Here is a 16,667-nt window from a genome sequence, read left to right on the forward strand (position 1 = left end):
TACATAAGGATATTATATCATCAAATCTTTTTGCTTTCACAAAATATCGTATAGTTTTCAAATTATTTACATTTATATGTATTAGTAAATCTTGTACAAATATATACTCTAAATATATAAACCACAGAAAAACTAAATATTTCTGTGGTTTATATAAATAATTATTATATTCTTCTTATTCTTCCAGCATCTCTCCAAGCTTCAATGTAAAATAAAATGTACTTCCTTTTCCCAATGTACTTTCAACCCAAATTTCACCTAAGTGGGCTTTTACTATCTCCTTACATATTGCTAGACCAAGGCCAGAGTTTCCTGTTATCTGCCCATCTTTATCTTTTACTTGTATGAACTTGCCAAATATTATCTTTTGATGTTCCTCTGCAATGCCTTGACCATTATCTGAAATTGCTACAAGCATGGTGTTATTTACCTCTCTAGCTTTTATTTCAATAATACCTGTCCCATCTGTATTGGTGTACCTTAAAGCATTACCTAGTAGATTTGCAATTACCCAAGATATCTTATCTACATCTGCTTTTACTTTCTTTCTGATTCCTTTTGTATTTATTATTAGTTTTATATTTTTCTCATCAAGTTGAATTTTAAAGGTTCGCGTTACTGCATTTATAACATCATCTATCCCCACATCTTTCATTTCCATTTCTATTTTTCCAGATTCCATCTTTGATAAATCTAATAATTCTCTAACAAGCTTATCTAATTTATCACTATCTTCTTTTATTATCATAAGTAACTCATTTGCTTCTGCAGCGTCACTATAATTTCCTTCTAGCAACAATCCAGTTGCCATGCAAATAGACGTTAACGGAGTTCTGAATTCATGAGATACATTAGATACAAAGTCAGATTTAAGTCTATCAATTTCTTTGAATTTTGTTATATCCTGAAGTATAGTAATCGCACCTATATTTTCTGTTTCCTCAAACCATATAGGTTTTGTTATTACTCTATAATAAAGATTTCTATTATCTTGGGACATTTCTATATCATTAACTTCTTTATTTTCTCTGCTTAAATTTCTAGAATTCTTTATCATGTCAAATATTATTCTTTGTTTTATATATTCAAGAAAATGAGTATTAATTATATTTTTTTCTTTGACATCAAAAACTCTTTCTCCAGCCTTATTAAGCATTATAACCTTATTATCTTCATCTGTTACTATTATAGGAGAATCTATACTTTCTATTATAGCTTCTGCCTTTTGTTTTTCTCTTAATATTTCTTGAACATTTAATCTACCATACTCCTGTAGCTTTTTCGCCATATTATTGTAGGATTCCAAAATGTAGTTAATTTCCTTCTCCCCTCTTATAGGAATAACATACTCGTATTTACCCTCTGAGACCTTATTTATGCCCACAACTAAATCTTCAACTGGATTTATAATTTTCTTTAGTAAATATCCTATTACAATAATACCAACAAATAAAACAAGCCCTGAAATAATTGTAATATAATAAACTGCCTTATTAGCTAAATTCCTTGATTGATCCTTCATCTTTAACATCGATTGTTCATTTATGTCTAAAAGATTCCTACAATTATCTTTTAGATCCTTATATAATGGCAAAATATTGTTATAATAATATGTTCCAGAACTATAATAATAATCAACTGAATTATTATCACTGCTCTTTTCTTTTGTTGTTTTAAACTTATTTACAGCTGATACGTATTTATTATAATCTTTTTCAATTAAATCTAATGTTTCTTTTTCTCCATATTCAGTAATATTGCCCTTAGCTCTATTCAACCATTGCAAAAATTGTATTCTATTTGACTCATAATCAGATATTACCGCAGTATCATTTCCAAAAATGTATACCATTTGTGATTTGTCTTGAGCATCTAATGTTTCTAGCATATTCTGAGCGTAAACTATGCTATCATAATTAGAATGCATTATTAAATCTATAGATTGCTGTAAATCATGATAATATTTTATAGATACTAAACTACTCCCAGCAGTTAATATCACAAAAACCGCCAGAATTAAAAAAATCTTAAACTTAATACTTTTAATCATTACTATCTCCTTATACTGCTATTTATTACTATTATATTCCATACCTATTTTATTTCCTATAACTCATAATATATAGGTTACTTGTAATCCTATATATTAACACCTATTATAACAAATCATCTATCCCAACTACAGATTTATTTGAGTATGGTCTTATTTTCTAAATGAATTAATAATTGATAAAGAAATTAAACTAACGTAGTATAGAATATAATGGAATATTCATGGAGGGGGATCTTATGAAAAAAGCCTTAATAGTAGATGACACTAAAAATATTAGAATTCTTTTATCACATTGCTTAAAAAATGATAACTTTGAAGTACATTGTGCCAGCAATGCTTTAGAAGCAATGGAATTAATATCAAGCATTAACTTTGACATAGCATTTATAGATGTAAAAATGCCTAATATTAGTGGAACTGCTTTACTAGAGCAAATAAATAAAGAGGGATATACATTTCAAGTAGTTATGATGACAGGGTTTGGCACAATAAAAAATGCCGTTACTACCACCAAACTAGGAGCTGTAGCCTATTTACAAAAGCCATTTACTTCAAATACCATAGAAAAATTACTTGGTGAAATCTTTGAAGATTATAATCCAGCAGCAAAACAGATTAATAGCACTAATGCTAATGAAGCAAAATCTTCTATACTTCCTTTAGACTCTATTGCATACGAGAAGTTTGGAGAATGCTTAATCAAAAATGGGGATATAGAAAAAGGAAATCTATTTAAAGAATTTGCTACAAAACTAGCTAATTTAAAATAAGGGGTTTAATTTATGGTAGAAAAAAGACTTACTCCTGAAGAAGCTCTAAAACAATATAAATTACAGACTACAGGCAAGCTTAAAATCTTTTTAGGATATGCACCTGGTGTTGGTAAAACATTTAGCATGCTAAATGAAGCTAATAGACGTTTTGAGCGTGGTGAAGATGTTGTTGTTGGGTATTTTGAAAGCCATGAAAGAAAGGATACCATCGAACAACTTAAAGACTTGCCTCTTATGCCTTTAAAGGAAATTCCTCACGGTTCTATTAAACTAAAAGAAATGGACGTAGATTCAATAATTGAACGAGCTCCTAAACTGGTTATTGTAGATGAACTGGCGCACACCAATGCTCCTGGTTCTAAAAATAAAAAGAGATATGAGGATGTTATTGAAATACTTAATGCTGGTATAAATGTTTATTCAACTGTTAACCTTCAACATCTTGAGAGTCTTAACGATATTGTACAGCAAATCACAGGAATCACAGTTAATGAAACAATTCCCGATAATATATTGACTAACGCTGAAGTAGTTATTATAGATATTCCACCTGAATCCTTGAGAAATAGATTGAGAAGAGGAAACATCTATAAACCCTTCTTAATTGAATCAGCCTTAAAGAATTTCTTTAGAAATGGTAATCTTGCTGCTTTAAGAGAACTTACCTTAAGACAGATTGCAGACGAAGTGGACGAGGATTTAGAAGAATATAAAATTAATCATGATATAAATGATAATTGGTATACTTGTGAAAGAATAATGGTATCCATCTCTTCTAATCCAAAATCAAAAAGACTGATACGATTAGGTGCTAGGATTGCAAAAAAATATAAATGTCAGCTTTACGTTGTATATGTAGAATGTACTCATATATTATCAGCTAAAGAGACTCCAGATAGGGTTAAAACATTGGAGGACAATATTCAATTAGCTAAAAAGTTTAATGCTGAAGTAGTAGAGCTTTCTGGAAAATCAATTTCTCATGCATTACTCAAATTCTCTCAAGAGAAACATATTACTCAGCTAATTATTGGACATCCTCATCGATCAAAATTTCAAAGATTATTCAGAGGTTCCACAACAAATAAATTTTTAGAGCATGCTAAGGATGTTCAAATAATAGTAGTTCCTTATGATGCCATGTAGATAATACGATATTTTCAATGAATAAAGCCATGTTATAATAGTAGAGTATATTTTTCTCTTATAACATGGCTTTTTGCTTTAAATCCACATTTATATATAATTTCTATACAATTTCATTTATTAATCCTTTTCTATAAGCAGTGAGCAATAATTTTAAATCCTTTATCTGATTCTTCAGCTCTTCCCCTATATCTGTATCTCCCACGGTCTTTCTATCCAATTTCTTTTCAACAACTAAGGTGGTTGAAAGTATGTCTCTTTCTTTTACAATTGCATTTTCTGTAGATTCAAAAGGTTCGTGAGAAACAAGCTGAAGCCCATATGAATTGTATATTAGTGTATATCCTGCTATTCCCGTTTGTGTTCTATATGCTTTAGCAAAACCACCATCTATGACTATTAACTTGCCATTAGCCTTTATAGGGCTTTCACCCTTAACATTCTTAACAGGAACATGACCATTTATTATTCTACTTTCCTTATTGTATAAATCAAATTCCTTTAATACCTTATCACACATTTCTTCATCATCACGCCATCTATAATAAGGGTTCTTATTTTCCTTATGCATACTTTTATCATTAATAAAATATCTTTCAAAGGTTGCCATCTCATCCTTCCCGAAAAGTGATGATGCTGCTCCATTCCATAAGTACCACATTATATCCATACCATATTGCTTTTCTGATGTATCCCTCTTATAAAAATACCCCTCTCTTGCTAATGACTCAAATTTTTCTAACAATAATCTTCCCTTATACTGCTTACCGTTAATAGTCATAGTTTTAAATGACATATCTTCATTTAGAGGAATGCACCCATGAAATAACAGGTTAGAATTATATTTGAGATATATACTTCCCTTTGCAAATAAAAAGGCTATATGTTTTTGTAGTTTTTCACTGTTTACAAAAGATGACTCTAATTTTTCAATAAGTATCTTTTCATCTTCTGTCAATTTAAACGGGTCTTTAGAATCTATAGTTGGAAACAAGTTACCATTAAGATTATATATATTTTCTCCTAGTTTAATAGTCCCATTCTCATAATTAATCTTGTCTAACAGCAACCTATGATCCATCTTAAATTCAGGTCTTCTCTTTATTATTTCATATTCAAGCTTGAATTGAATTATAGTTATTGCTTTGTGCATTTTTGCTATTAACTCAATTTCATGACTGTTATAAATATTTTCTTCATTTATTTTAGGTATGAACTGCTTACATGAATCCTCACCATAATATCTAAGAGCAAAGGTAGCTAATGGTAGAAGATTTATCCCGTATATATCTTCAATTATATCTAGATTAGAATACCTAGCAGATATTCTAAGTACATTTGCTATGCAAGCTTTCACTCCAGCAGCTGCTCCCATCCAAAGCATATCATGGTTTCCCCACTGTATATCTACAGAATGATATTCCATCAATGTATCTAATATTATGTCTGGACGTGGCCCTCTGTCATATATATCTCCAATTATATGAAGCCTATCGATTACTAACCTTTGAATCAATTTTGATAATGCTATAATAAATTCATTTGCTCTGCCAATATCAATAATGGTAGTTATTATCCTATCATAATATTGCTGCTTATCTATTCCATCCACCTGTTCGTGTAGCAATTCCTCAATAACGTAGGTAAAATCCTTTGGCAATGCCTTTCTCACTTTAGATCTAGTATATTTAGATGATACATATCTGCAAAGTTCAATCAGTCTATGTAGATTTATTTTGTACCAATCATTAATATTATTCTGTTCCTTTAATTCTATTTCTAATTTTTGTTCAGGATAGTACACTAGGGTAGCTAAACTCTTTTTTTCATCATCCATTAAATAATTTCCAAAGATATCTTCTATCTTCCTTTTCACTACCCCTGAACCATTTCTAAGCACATGAATAAAAGGCTCATACTCTCCATGCACATCACTTAAAAAATGTTCTGTCCCCTTAGGTAAATTTAAAATTGCTTCCAAATTGATAATTTCTGTAGATGCCGCTGCAATTGTTGGATACCCTTTAGACAATAATTTCAAATACTCTTGCTTTGATATAATTTCTTCTACCAAGTTTTCTTCACTTGCTTGTTCATTTGTAAATCCCATCTATTCTTCCTCCAGTTATTTTTAATAACAACATCCCCTGTTTCTACTTAAATTTTACTATAGATTATACATTAGTTAATTGCTCAAGTAAACTTTTACATTGTTTTTCAATAAAAAGAGCAGTATGTTTAATTGCAATTTAAAACATACTGCTCTTAGGGTTTATTTCTTTATCTTATCTAAACCTATATTTAGCTCTAAAACATTAACTCTCTTTTCTCCCAATACTCCTAAAGTTCTATTTTTTGTATTATCATCTATAAGTTTATATAACACATCTTTAGATATTCCTGCAGCCTTTGATATTCTATCTACCTGCATCTTTGCGCCTTCAGGTGTTATGTCTGGGTCAAGTCCTGAACCTGATTGTGAAATAAGCTCTGAAGAAATATCTTTCTTAGATACAGTTGGATTCTTCTCTAAAAAGTTATTAATATCTGCTTCAACCCTTTTTTTCAAGGCTACACTACTTTCACTCAAATTTTGTGAGCCTGAAGTAACATCAACTTGTTTTCCATCCTTTGATGTATTATAATCCACAGCAGATATTCTGCCTACAAAATGTTTATCATCATTATACTGCTGTCCTATAAGCTTTGACCCTACTACCTTACCATTATAAGTTACTATGCTTCCGTTAGCTTGGCTTGGAAATATAAGTTGTCCAATTCCAGTGATAAATAGTGGATAGGCTAATCCACAGATTAAAATTAATACTAAGGTTAACTTTAATGACTTCTTTAAATAATCCATGATTTTCCCTCCTACATACCTATAATTTTTAATAATGGTGCGATAATAATATCTATTATTTTAATTCCAATAAAAGGAACAATGACCCCACCAAGTCCGTATATGCTTAAATTTCTTTTTAGTATTTTTTCTGGTTTCATAGGTCTATACTTAACACCCTTTAATGCAATTGGAATCAACAATGGAATTATTATAGCGTTAAATATTAAAGCTGATATTATAGCTGATTTTGGACTGTTCAAACCCATAATATTTAAAACTTTTATTTGTGGGATTGCAAGCATAAACATTGCTGGTATTATCGCGAAATATTTAGCCACATCGTTAGCAATTGAGAAAGTTGTAAGCGCACCTCTTGTTATAAGTAATTGCTTTCCTATACCAACTACATCTAATATCTTTGTTGGATCTGAGTCTAAATCCACCATGTTTGCAGCTTCCTTTGCTGCTATGGTACCTGAATTCATTGCAAGCCCTACATTTGCCTGTGCAAGAGCTGGAGCATCATTAGTTCCATCTCCTGTCATAGCAACTATCTTTCCATTAGCTTGTTCTTTTTTTATAGCATCTATCTTATCCTCTGGTTTGCACTCAGCTATATAATCATCAACTCCAGCTTCTTTTGCTATAGTTGCCGCTGTCAATGGATTGTCTCCTGTACACATTACAGTTTTTATTCCCATTTCTCTAAGTTGAGCAAATCTCTCTACCAAACCTGGTTTTACTGTATCTTTTAAATATATTACTCCATAAACCTTATCTTGCTTTGCTACAACTAAAGGTGTACCACCTAGTTTTGAAATATCATCAACCTTATCCTTTAAATCACTAGGAATTGCTCCTCCATTTTCTTTAACAAAGGCTGTTATAGAAGAATAGGCGCCTTTTCTGATTCTATCTCCATTTTCTAAGTTCATCCCACTGCTTTTTGTTTGAGCTGTAAACTCAATAAACTCTGCTTTTGCATATTCTTCTTTATTAACTGTAAAGCCAAGCTTTTCTCCAAGTTCAATTGTTGATTTTCCTTCTGGAGTTGTATCATTTATTGAAGTAATTAATGAATATTTTATTACCTCTTCTTCAGAAACACCTTCAACTGGAATAAACTTAGCTGCAAGTCTGTTTCCAAAGGTAATTGTACCTGTTTTATCTAATATCATTACATCTACATCACCACAAGCTTCAACTGCCTTCCCACTCATAGCTATAACATTAAATCTTGTTACCCTATCCATACCTGCTATACCTATAGAAGACAACAAACCTCCAATAGTAGTTGGAATCAAGCAAACTAGCAAAGCTACTAAAGTAGATACTTCTATTTTTACTCCAACAAAGTTAGCTATAGGATATAGTGAAACAATAACCATTATAAATATTACTGTAAGAGCTACTAATAATGTACTTAAAGCTATTTCATTTGGTGTTTTCTGTCTTGAAGCTCCTTCTACCAATGAAATCATCTTATCTAAGAAGGATTCCCCTGGATCTGAAGTAATTTCAACCTTGATCCAGTCAGAAACTACTGTAGTTCCTCCTGTAACTGATGAAAAATCTCCACCTGGTTCCTTTATAACTGGAGCTGATTCCCCTGTTATTGCAGATTCATTAACTGAAGCTAATCCTTCAATTACCTCTCCATCATTCGGTATCATGTCATTTGCTTCTACTAAAACTCTATCTCCCTTTTTAAGTTCAGAAGCATTTACTATTACATAACTTCCATCTGGCTTTAAAAGCTTAGCCTTAGTATCTCTTTTTGTAGATTTTAAAGTATCGGCTTGGGCTTTTCCTCTTCCTTCCGCTATAGCTTCTGCAAAGTTAGCAAAAACTATAGTAAAGAAGAGTATTATTGTAACTATGAAATTATATGTTCTACCGCCTTCTCCAGCTATCTGAGGAAAAACAGTAAGAATTGCTGTAATTATCATTCCTATATAAGCCACAAACATAACTGGATTTTTTATCATATCTTTAGGATTCAACTTAATGAATGAATCACGAATTGCATCCTTTATCATCTTTTTTGTAATAAAGCTTTTTTTGTTATCTTTCATTCTCTTCTTCCTCCTACTAAACCAGTGTCAAGAACTCTGATATAGGTCCCAGTACTAAAGCTGGTAAAAATGTCAAGGCTCCAATTATAAGAATAACTGCTATTAGCACTCCTACAAATAACGGCTTATCAGTTCTGAAAGATATTGAACTTTCTGGAACTGGAGTTTTTTCCATCATTGATCCTGCTAATGCTAGCAATAATCCAATTGAAATATATCTGCCTAAAAACATTACAATTCCTGCTGATACATTCCAAAATGCTGTAGTATCTGCTAACCCCTCAAATCCTGAGCCATTATTAGCCGCTGAACTAGAGAATTGATATAACATCTGTGAAAATCCATGATATCCACCTAAGGAAGCTTGTCCTGTAGCTGCTGCTATAGCTGTTGGTAATAATATTAGAAAAGGATGAATTAGAATAACTGCAGCTATAATCTTCATTTCCTTTCCTTCTATTTTTCTTCTTAAAAATTCAGGAGTTCTACCAACCATAAGTCCGCATATGAACACAGCAAGCATTGCATATACTATTAGGTTCATAAAACCAACTCCCTTACCTCCAAAGACAAGGTTAAGCATCATGTTCCACATTGGCACTGCACCACCAAGTGCTGTTAATGAATCATGCATATTATTTACTGAACCTGTTGTAAAGGCTGTAGTAACTACTGAGAATATTGAAGAATCAAAAACACCATTTCTTACTTCTTTTCCTTCCATATTACCTAAGGTATTTTGAATACCAGCCGTATTCATCACATGGTTTCCACCCATTTCAGCATGTAATATAATTGGTATTACCATTAAGAATAAGAATAACGCCGCCGCAAACATTGCCATTCCATTTTTCTTATGCTTTGTTGCTTTCCCAAATACATAAAAATATGCTCCTGGTGTAAACATCATTAGAATCATTTCTATAAAATTTGTAAGTGGTGTTGGATTCTCAAAAGGATGTGCTGAATTTGCTCCAAAAAATCCTCCTCCATTTGTACCTAAGTGTTTAATACTTTCTAGTGATGCTACTGGTCCATAAGCTATTGTCTGAGAACTTCCTTCTAATGTTTGTACAATTTTATGACTTTCTAATGTTTGAGGCACTCCCTGCCAAATCATAATAACTGATGCAACAATTGATACTGGTATTAAAAGTCTTGTTATGATTCTAACTAAATCTCTATAATAATTTCCTAATGGATTTCCTGTAATTCCTCTTATAAATGCTCCACAAGCTGCAAAGCCAGTACCTGCTGATGTAAACATCATAAAGGTTATAACTATCATTTGAGATAAGTTTGTTAAATTAGACTCCCCCGTATAATCTTGTAAGTCCGTATTGGTCATAAAACTTATAGCTGTGTTAAAAGCTGTATGCCAATTAACTTTCAATAATGGATTTTTTACTCCTGAAATAAAATATTGAGCTATAAGCACTAAAAATGCTACTACTATCATTGCTATATTTGTGATTAATAGTGCTTTTAAGTACTGCTTCCATGTCATCTTTTCGCCCTTTATCCCTGATATCTTATATATAAAGTTGTCCACTTTATCCATAACCTTATCCACAAAGGATTTTGTGCCAAATAAAATATTGTAGATATATTTTCCGACGAAAATTGATGCAAAAATAAATATTACTAATAAAATAACTAAAGATATATATTTCATACCTTCACCCCTTATTCCCTATTATTTTTCAAGCACAGACTGAATTATACGCCCTTTAATTTCTTAAACAATGCGATTTAGCGCCATATATACCCATTTTCCTTATCATTATCTTATCTGGTCAAAATTTATACACTTTTCTTTCAGCCTACAAGGCAATATCTCTTATTTTCTATAAATTAAAAATTCTAAATGTTTACACCATGTTCACACTTTTTATATCTGTATTTCATAGACTGAAATTTAGCCAAATCCTTAAAATACTTTAAACTTATGATAATTTTCTTTATTTTTCTATAGGATTCATTAGTGTTTAATGCAAAAAAAATATAAGTTATTGAAAAATTTTTTTCAATAACTTATATAGAATCAATTTACCACTGTTCAAATTGTTCTTCAAACAACCTTATATATAAATCTTTTTTCTTTACCAGCTTTTTTATATTTTTTAATTCATCTTCACTTATGAATTTCTTTAAATGTAGAAAATCCCCATACTTTCCAATTGAGACAAGCTGTTTTTTTGTATCAGTTTTGCTTGTAGCTACATTTTCCATAAAAAAACCACGTAGATATAAATCTAATTGATCTGCTGTTATAAGTTTTATATTCTTATTATCCTGACACTTTAAATACATACTTAAAAACAGCTCGATGTTCCCACAATGATCTTCTGCTGTTTCATATTTCAATCCTTTTTCTTTAGTCAAATATGAGTAAAACTTATTTAGATGCTTTTCGATAAAGTCTCTGTTACCATAAAAGTCACTTTCAAGCTCATCTTCATCCTGAAAATCAAACTCTAAATCCAAAGCTTTATTGTTTCCATCATTCTCTTCTTCAATTAACTGCATGATTTGTGGAAAATCTTCTGTTCTCAACTTTACATAATAACTATCCTTAAAATCTTTTCTAAACTGTTCTAAAATCCTTTGCCCAAAAGGAGTTAAATCATGTATGTCATCACATTGAAATATTAACCTTAACTTATCATTTAAGTTTTGATCCTCTGCAACTTCTTTTATAAACTTATCCATTACACACACCAATGCATTATTAGGACTTATTATTCCTAAATAATACCCATATATGCTGGTAAAGTACATATCAAAAAATATTTTATAATAAATCTGAGCACTTACTTTAGCAATATCCTTTACATTATCTGTGGATTCTTGAGGCAGCTGCTCTCTAACCATGCTATAAATATTATTCTCCAAAGGCTTGATGTTCCTAATGTAATCACCAAAGTTTATATTATTGTCTAAATAACTTAGTATTTTTTTCCTATCAAAGGTTTCTAAAAAGATACCAAGTCCATTTAACTTTGTAGCACTATACTGAAGACTATACTCGAGAATTTTATTAATCTTATCTAAATTATCTAACTTACTAAATGCTCTATAAGTTTCTCCTACTGCTAAGCAAGTACACCCTATAGATTTCATTGATTCTAATAAACCTAAAGCTTGTGCTACCTCAAGAAGATAGTCTAAATAATATCCACTTCTAAAACTCAATGTTTCAATAAAGGTTTCCCCATCATCTACTACAAACTTATTTCCTTCTCTAATTATAATTGTTGGATTTGCAAACTCTATTAATCTATCCAAATCTTCAAGCACTGGATGTTTATCTAAAGAATAAAATATAAATTCTCTTTTAAGTTGTAACTTATCATGTTCATCCACACTAATTCTTATATGTGGAGTAACTGCATAATCTCCTTTGACTTTTTCTTGTGCCAATTGATTTATCAAATAATTAGGATTCAAATAAGTCTCTGTAGTTAAGGCTGAATACATCCACCTTCTAACTATTGAATCTTTAAAAAGTTGTACATTGGATCTTTCAATCTTGCCTAACTTCCCATATGTTTTTTCAAATACTTCTTCAAAATCCTTGAAAAGTTTTTGTATATTTAAATTGCTTTCAATGGCATTTATAATATCAATTTTCATAAAACACTCCTATTTTCACTAAAGCTTCTAAAAATAAATAACAATTCCAAATGAACTAACATATAAACCTATTTGCTTTTAGATGCTTAAAATAAAATATCTCACCAATTCAGTATACAAGTCATTGGTGAGTTTTATAAATAAAATTATATCATTGTTTTATATGTATAGCATTATTTATTTTATTATTATTGATAAAATTACAGTAATTATTCCAGCCATGCCAATAGCTATTCCACTCATTGCTCCTTCTACTTCTCCTATTTCTATAGCTTTAGATGTTCCTACTGCATGACTGCATGTACCTATAGCAACTCCTCTTGCAACTGGATCTTTCACTCTAAATACCTTAATTAGAACAGGTGCTAATATAGCTCCTAATATCCCTGTAATTATAACTGCTGCAACTGTTACTGGAACCAGACCTCCACCTTGCTTAGATATTTCCATGGCAATAGGTGTTGTTACTGATTTAGGAATCATTGAAGCTACTAAACTTTTATTTAACCCAAAAGCTTTGCATAATAAAAATGCACTACCCATTGAGGTTATTGATCCAACTAAAGTTCCAGCTATTATTGGTATCAAATTTTTCTTTAATATATCAAGTTTACTATAAATTGATATTGCAAGCACTGCCGTAGCTGGAGCTAAAAACATAGATACTATGCTTCCCCCAACATTAAAACTTTTCATTGGTATATTAAATAGCTTTAATATAACTATTATAATTGCAATTGCTATAAGAAGTGGATTTGCAATAGCTGATTTTAACTTTTTATTTATATACAATCCTATTTCATAAGCTAAAATGCAAAGAACTATTCCAAAAAACGGTGAGGTTAAAATATCATTAATCTTCATTTTAAACCACTTCCTCCTGTTCATCATTAATATCTTGTATACATGCTGTACCTAACTTATTTTGTACGGCTATTACTGCTCTCACTGTAAAAGCAGTAGCTGCAAAAGTTATAATTGTAGTGAGTACACAAACTGCTAATAATGGTAAGATGCTACCTTTTAGAGAAGTGTAATTATCCATAATTCCTACCCCTGCTGGAATAAAGAAAAATGCCATATTTCTTAGTAGAAAATCTGCCTTTTCTTTTATGTGATGTATTTTTATAACCTTTAATAATAACAAAACGAATAATAAGATCATGCTGATAACACTGTCTGGAAATGCTATTGGTAAAATTGCAGCTATAACCTTGCCTAATAAACAAACTCCAAAAACTATGCCTATTTGTGTCATAATTTTCATATATAATAAATCCTCCATTTGATAATTCAAATATACTCTCTACTTCTTATTTTATAATATATAAATTTAATATACAAAAATCAAAGACTTACTATAAACATTATAGTAAGCCTTTATAAATCCTAGTAAACGTATTCTCTTTGAATATATAATAAATAAGTCTTTATGCGACTTCATGGATTTTTTTTCAATACTTATGCTCTTCTTTACATGGATAAACCCAAATAACTTATAATCTGAAAAGATATAAATGCCATAAATATATAAATAATACCTAGTAATATTAAAATAACTGCAGCTATTTTCCCATGATTCTTTTGATAACGGTTTTTAACAAATATCCATATTATCACCATAATAACCCATCTAAATAACTGAGCACCACCTGCAGCTCCAGCAGAAAATGCTGATAGTTTCATAATTGAAGTTATTCTAATTAAATTAATAATATTAATTATCACTGAAATAATTAACATAGTTAATGAAGTTACTACAACTATTTTATATCGATTATCCTGAGCTGTTTCTCTTTTCTTTTCTAACTCAATACTCTCTGCATCCATGCACAAGTATTTATTATATTCTGTGTACAAAGCAAACTCTTTTACTTCTTTAATTTCTTGCAGTGCTCTATATTCCCCTGCCTCTGCATCAAATACTCTTGAATCCTTATTTACCTTACCTGACTTTATCATTTTCCCAAGTTCTTCTACACTTTCAACAGTGTAGGTGTTTGTCGCATCACTAACTTTTAGTAACATTTACGCTCCCCCTCCCTTATACCCTTATATTATTTAATTATCAGCCCAGTTCCATAATATCACATTTATTGAATTAATAACATCTATAAAATATATCACGCTACCTAATTTTGAAATAGAGAATTACTGAACATAATTTATTGTAAAAAAATATAGTCTGTATTGCTTTCATTTTGATGATTTTTATACCATCTTAATGAAATTAACACAGACTATTTAAAACTCAGCAACTGTAGTTATTTGTCTATATTTTGTCCTTCAAAAACAAATTCATGTAATTTTTTAATATTAGTATCTTTGTCCCATCCTAAAAAGTATACATTATTTACATATATAGTACGGTATGACCCCTCAATAGGAAGTCTTAACTGTTCAATATTACTTATCTTATTCATCAATATATAACTAGCCAAAGAAAGAATGTCTGATTTATCCAAACTAGTTTCTACATTAGGCAATATTGTGTCTGCAAGTTTAGGCATATCTAGTAAACTAGTTTTTGACAACTTTTTAAATAACTCAGTTAATACAGTTCTTTGTCTTTGAGTTCTTTCAAAGTCCATATTTCCTACATATCTTATTCTGCAATATCCTACAGCTTGAACACCATTTAGCGTTTGTAAGCCTGGTGTTTTTATATAGTTAGGAGTTGTTTTTTCTATCTTTGATATTTCTTTAATATATGAATTGGCTACAGGTATCTCCTCAGCAGTAATATTTACAGGAACTCCACCAACCGCATCTATTAATTTTGCCATAGCTACAAAGTCAACTTTTACATAGTCCTTAATGTTCATTTGATAATTTTCATTTATTGTTTTTATAGTAAGTGGGGCTCCGCCATAATCAAAGGAGTAGTTTATTCTATCTTGGTTAAACCCTTGCATTTCTCCACGGCCTTGCATATCTACTATAGAGTCTCTCATGATAGATGTAAGTTTCATTTTTTTATTAAACTTATCCACTGTTAATATCATGATACTGTCAGCACTTCCCTTTTTGTTTTGTACATCACGGGTATCTACACCAAAAAGAAGTATATTTACATAATCATCAGTATTAGCCTTTGGCTTAAATATATTTTCATTTATACCAAGGTCCTTAGAGGAAGTTGGTATACTTACTGTTTTTACCTTTCCAACCTGATAATTAAAATAAAAATATGGTACTGCTATTATTACAGCTAAAACTATAAATACTATAGCTATAATTTTAAATTTTTTGCTCTTCTTAACTTTTTTCTTTTCCATCGTATATCTCCTATTATTATGTAAATTATGACTCAAGTTTCAACATGCTAGTATCAAAGTATTTTTCACTGAACATATTGACGTTTTGTCCCATTAGATTGCATTAATTTGTAAGATTGGGCAAACTATATCTTTCTATATTAGATTTTAACTTTTCCTCATGAATTAGTAAACAAGAAACTAATGTTCTCTACTCTTACCATTTCCCAATATTACAATAATTATTGTTTTACCTTTCTGGTGCAAATTTTTATCCGATAGCTAGCATCCGTAACACTCTAATCTTATATGAAACTCCTCTTCCTAAAGTCAGATGAGTGCTCACAGAGTAAGCGACCATCATCAAATCATAGATTTGAGATGTCTGCTTAACCGATTCACACTAAATTGATTTTAATGAAGTTAACTAATTCATTAGTTAACTAAGTTCAAGTAACCAAATCATAGATTTTGACTTTCACTTATTTGCTTAAGTTGGAGATAACGGCTGCACGCTCCTGGATAAGTTCAACTAAGATTCAGATGGGGATCAAACCCCACCTGAATCAAGTTCCACTTGATATTGTAATTATATATTAATATTTTACCATTATAAAATGAAATAGACTAGCCTACATATATTAATATATCTATTTCTTGATATCATGATATCAAGAAACGCTAAAAGACTAGTTTTGCTAAAATGTTATCCTTGTTTTACTTGGAACTAAGTACTCTTATGTTGATTCCATAAAAAACACTTTATCGTTCACAGCTATTCATTTAACTACTAAAAAAATAATGAACCAGCCTATTTAAATTTCAGCTGATTCATTTCATCTTTCACTGCTTTATTACAGTATAATGCAAATATAGCAATAT

The 16,667-nt window shown here is 30.4% G+C and carries 12 protein-coding genes; 2 read left to right on the forward strand and 10 right to left on the reverse strand.

All coding sequences use genetic code 11. The features are described 5' to 3' along the window. Positions 1-175 precede the first annotated feature (175 nt). Positions 176-2,050 carry a cell wall metabolism sensor histidine kinase WalK gene (locus OCU47_RS15805; protein WP_261829573.1) on the reverse strand — a complete coding sequence of 625 codons (1,875 nt, stop codon included), beginning with the start codon at positions 2,048-2,050 and terminating at the stop codon, positions 176-178. A 239-nt stretch (positions 2,051-2,289) separates the two neighbouring features. On the opposite strand from OCU47_RS15805, the gene OCU47_RS15810 reads away from it, so the two are divergent. Further along, positions 2,290-2,823: a response regulator gene (locus tag OCU47_RS15810; RefSeq protein WP_261829574.1), complete on the forward strand. Its 534-nt coding sequence runs from the start codon at positions 2,290-2,292 to the stop codon at positions 2,821-2,823. A gap of 12 nt (positions 2,824-2,835) precedes the next feature. Continuing rightward, a complete protein-coding gene (locus OCU47_RS15815; protein ID WP_261829575.1) occupies positions 2,836-3,972 on the forward strand; it encodes a universal stress protein in 1,137 nt (378 codons plus the stop codon). Between the two features lie 103 nt (positions 3,973-4,075). Here OCU47_RS15815 and OCU47_RS15820 read toward each other — a convergent pair whose 3' ends face one another. The 9 genes from OCU47_RS15820 to OCU47_RS15860 all read right to left on the reverse strand — a co-directional run bounded on the left by OCU47_RS15820 (position 4,076) and on the right by OCU47_RS15860 (position 15,806). Continuing rightward, positions 4,076-6,082 carry a fructose-1,6-bisphosphatase gene (locus tag OCU47_RS15820; protein WP_261829576.1) on the reverse strand — a complete coding sequence of 669 codons (2,007 nt, stop codon included), beginning with the start codon at positions 6,080-6,082 and terminating at the stop codon, positions 4,076-4,078. Between the two features lie 162 nt (positions 6,083-6,244). Then, positions 6,245-6,835: a potassium-transporting ATPase subunit KdpC gene (kdpC, locus tag OCU47_RS15825; RefSeq protein ID WP_261829577.1), complete on the reverse strand. Its 591-nt coding sequence runs from the start codon at positions 6,833-6,835 to the stop codon at positions 6,245-6,247. Between the two features lie 11 nt (positions 6,836-6,846). Beyond that, positions 6,847-8,892 (reverse strand): potassium-transporting ATPase subunit KdpB, encoded by a 2,046-nt coding sequence (kdpB, locus tag OCU47_RS15830; RefSeq protein ID WP_261829578.1) that lies wholly within the window; start codon positions 8,890-8,892, stop codon positions 6,847-6,849. A 16-nt stretch (positions 8,893-8,908) separates the two neighbouring features. Then, on the reverse strand, positions 8,909-10,567 hold the full coding sequence (gene kdpA / locus OCU47_RS15835) for a potassium-transporting ATPase subunit KdpA (protein ID WP_261829579.1): 1,659 nt from the start codon (positions 10,565-10,567) through the stop codon (positions 8,909-8,911). 374 nt (positions 10,568-10,941) lie between these two features. Further along, the gene (locus tag OCU47_RS15840; protein WP_261829580.1) at positions 10,942-12,528 is read right to left on the reverse strand and encodes a hypothetical protein; all 1,587 of its coding nucleotides are present in this window, start codon (positions 12,526-12,528) and stop codon (positions 10,942-10,944) included. Positions 12,529-12,705: 177 nt separating this feature from the next. After that, entirely contained in the window at positions 12,706-13,392 is a 687-nt protein-coding gene (locus OCU47_RS15845; RefSeq protein WP_376778043.1) for an LrgB family protein, read from the reverse strand. A 1-nt stretch (position 13,393) separates the two neighbouring features. Beyond that, complete coding sequence (locus OCU47_RS15850) at positions 13,394-13,795, reverse strand: CidA/LrgA family protein (RefSeq protein ID WP_261829581.1); 402 nt, start codon at positions 13,793-13,795, stop codon at positions 13,394-13,396. A 206-nt stretch (positions 13,796-14,001) separates the two neighbouring features. Further along, positions 14,002-14,556, reverse strand: coding sequence for a hypothetical protein (locus tag OCU47_RS15855; RefSeq protein ID WP_261829582.1), 555 nt, complete (start codon positions 14,554-14,556; stop codon positions 14,002-14,004). Positions 14,557-14,792: 236 nt separating this feature from the next. Beyond that, complete coding sequence (locus OCU47_RS15860; RefSeq protein WP_261829583.1) at positions 14,793-15,806, reverse strand: LCP family protein; 1,014 nt, start codon at positions 15,804-15,806, stop codon at positions 14,793-14,795. Positions 15,807-16,667 lie beyond the last annotated feature (861 nt).

The sequence above is a fragment of the Clostridium sp. TW13 genome (assembly GCF_024345225.1).
GTDB lineage: Bacteria > Bacillota > Clostridia > Clostridiales > Clostridiaceae > Inconstantimicrobium > Inconstantimicrobium mannanitabidum.

Bases quoted from the DNA above. Each gene is read 5' to 3' on its own strand.
- OCU47_RS15805 (WP_261829573.1), bottom strand. From the start codon at position 2,050: ATGATTAAAAGTATTAAGTTTAAGATTTTTTTAATTCTGGCGGTTTTT.
- OCU47_RS15810 (WP_261829574.1), top strand. From the start codon at position 2,290: ATGAAAAAAGCCTTAATAGTAGATGACACTAAAAATATTAGAATTCTT.
- OCU47_RS15815 (WP_261829575.1), top strand. From the start codon at position 2,836: ATGGTAGAAAAAAGACTTACTCCTGAAGAAGCTCTAAAACAATATAAA.
- OCU47_RS15820 (WP_261829576.1), bottom strand. From the start codon at position 6,082: ATGGGATTTACAAATGAACAAGCAAGTGAAGAAAACTTGGTAGAAGAA.
- kdpC (WP_261829577.1), bottom strand. From the start codon at position 6,835: ATGGATTATTTAAAGAAGTCATTAAAGTTAACCTTAGTATTAATTTTA.
- kdpB (WP_261829578.1), bottom strand. From the start codon at position 8,892: ATGAAAGATAACAAAAAAAGCTTTATTACAAAAAAGATGATAAAGGAT.
- kdpA (WP_261829579.1), bottom strand. From the start codon at position 10,567: ATGAAATATATATCTTTAGTTATTTTATTAGTAATATTTATTTTTGCA.
- OCU47_RS15840 (WP_261829580.1), bottom strand. From the start codon at position 12,528: ATGAAAATTGATATTATAAATGCCATTGAAAGCAATTTAAATATACAA.
- OCU47_RS15845 (WP_376778043.1), bottom strand. From the start codon at position 13,392: ATGAAGATTAATGATATTTTAACCTCACCGTTTTTTGGAATAGTTCTT.
- OCU47_RS15850 (WP_261829581.1), bottom strand. From the start codon at position 13,795: ATGAAAATTATGACACAAATAGGCATAGTTTTTGGAGTTTGTTTATTA.
- OCU47_RS15855 (WP_261829582.1), bottom strand. From the start codon at position 14,556: ATGTTACTAAAAGTTAGTGATGCGACAAACACCTACACTGTTGAAAGT.
- OCU47_RS15860 (WP_261829583.1), bottom strand. From the start codon at position 15,806: ATGGAAAAGAAAAAAGTTAAGAAGAGCAAAAAATTTAAAATTATAGCT.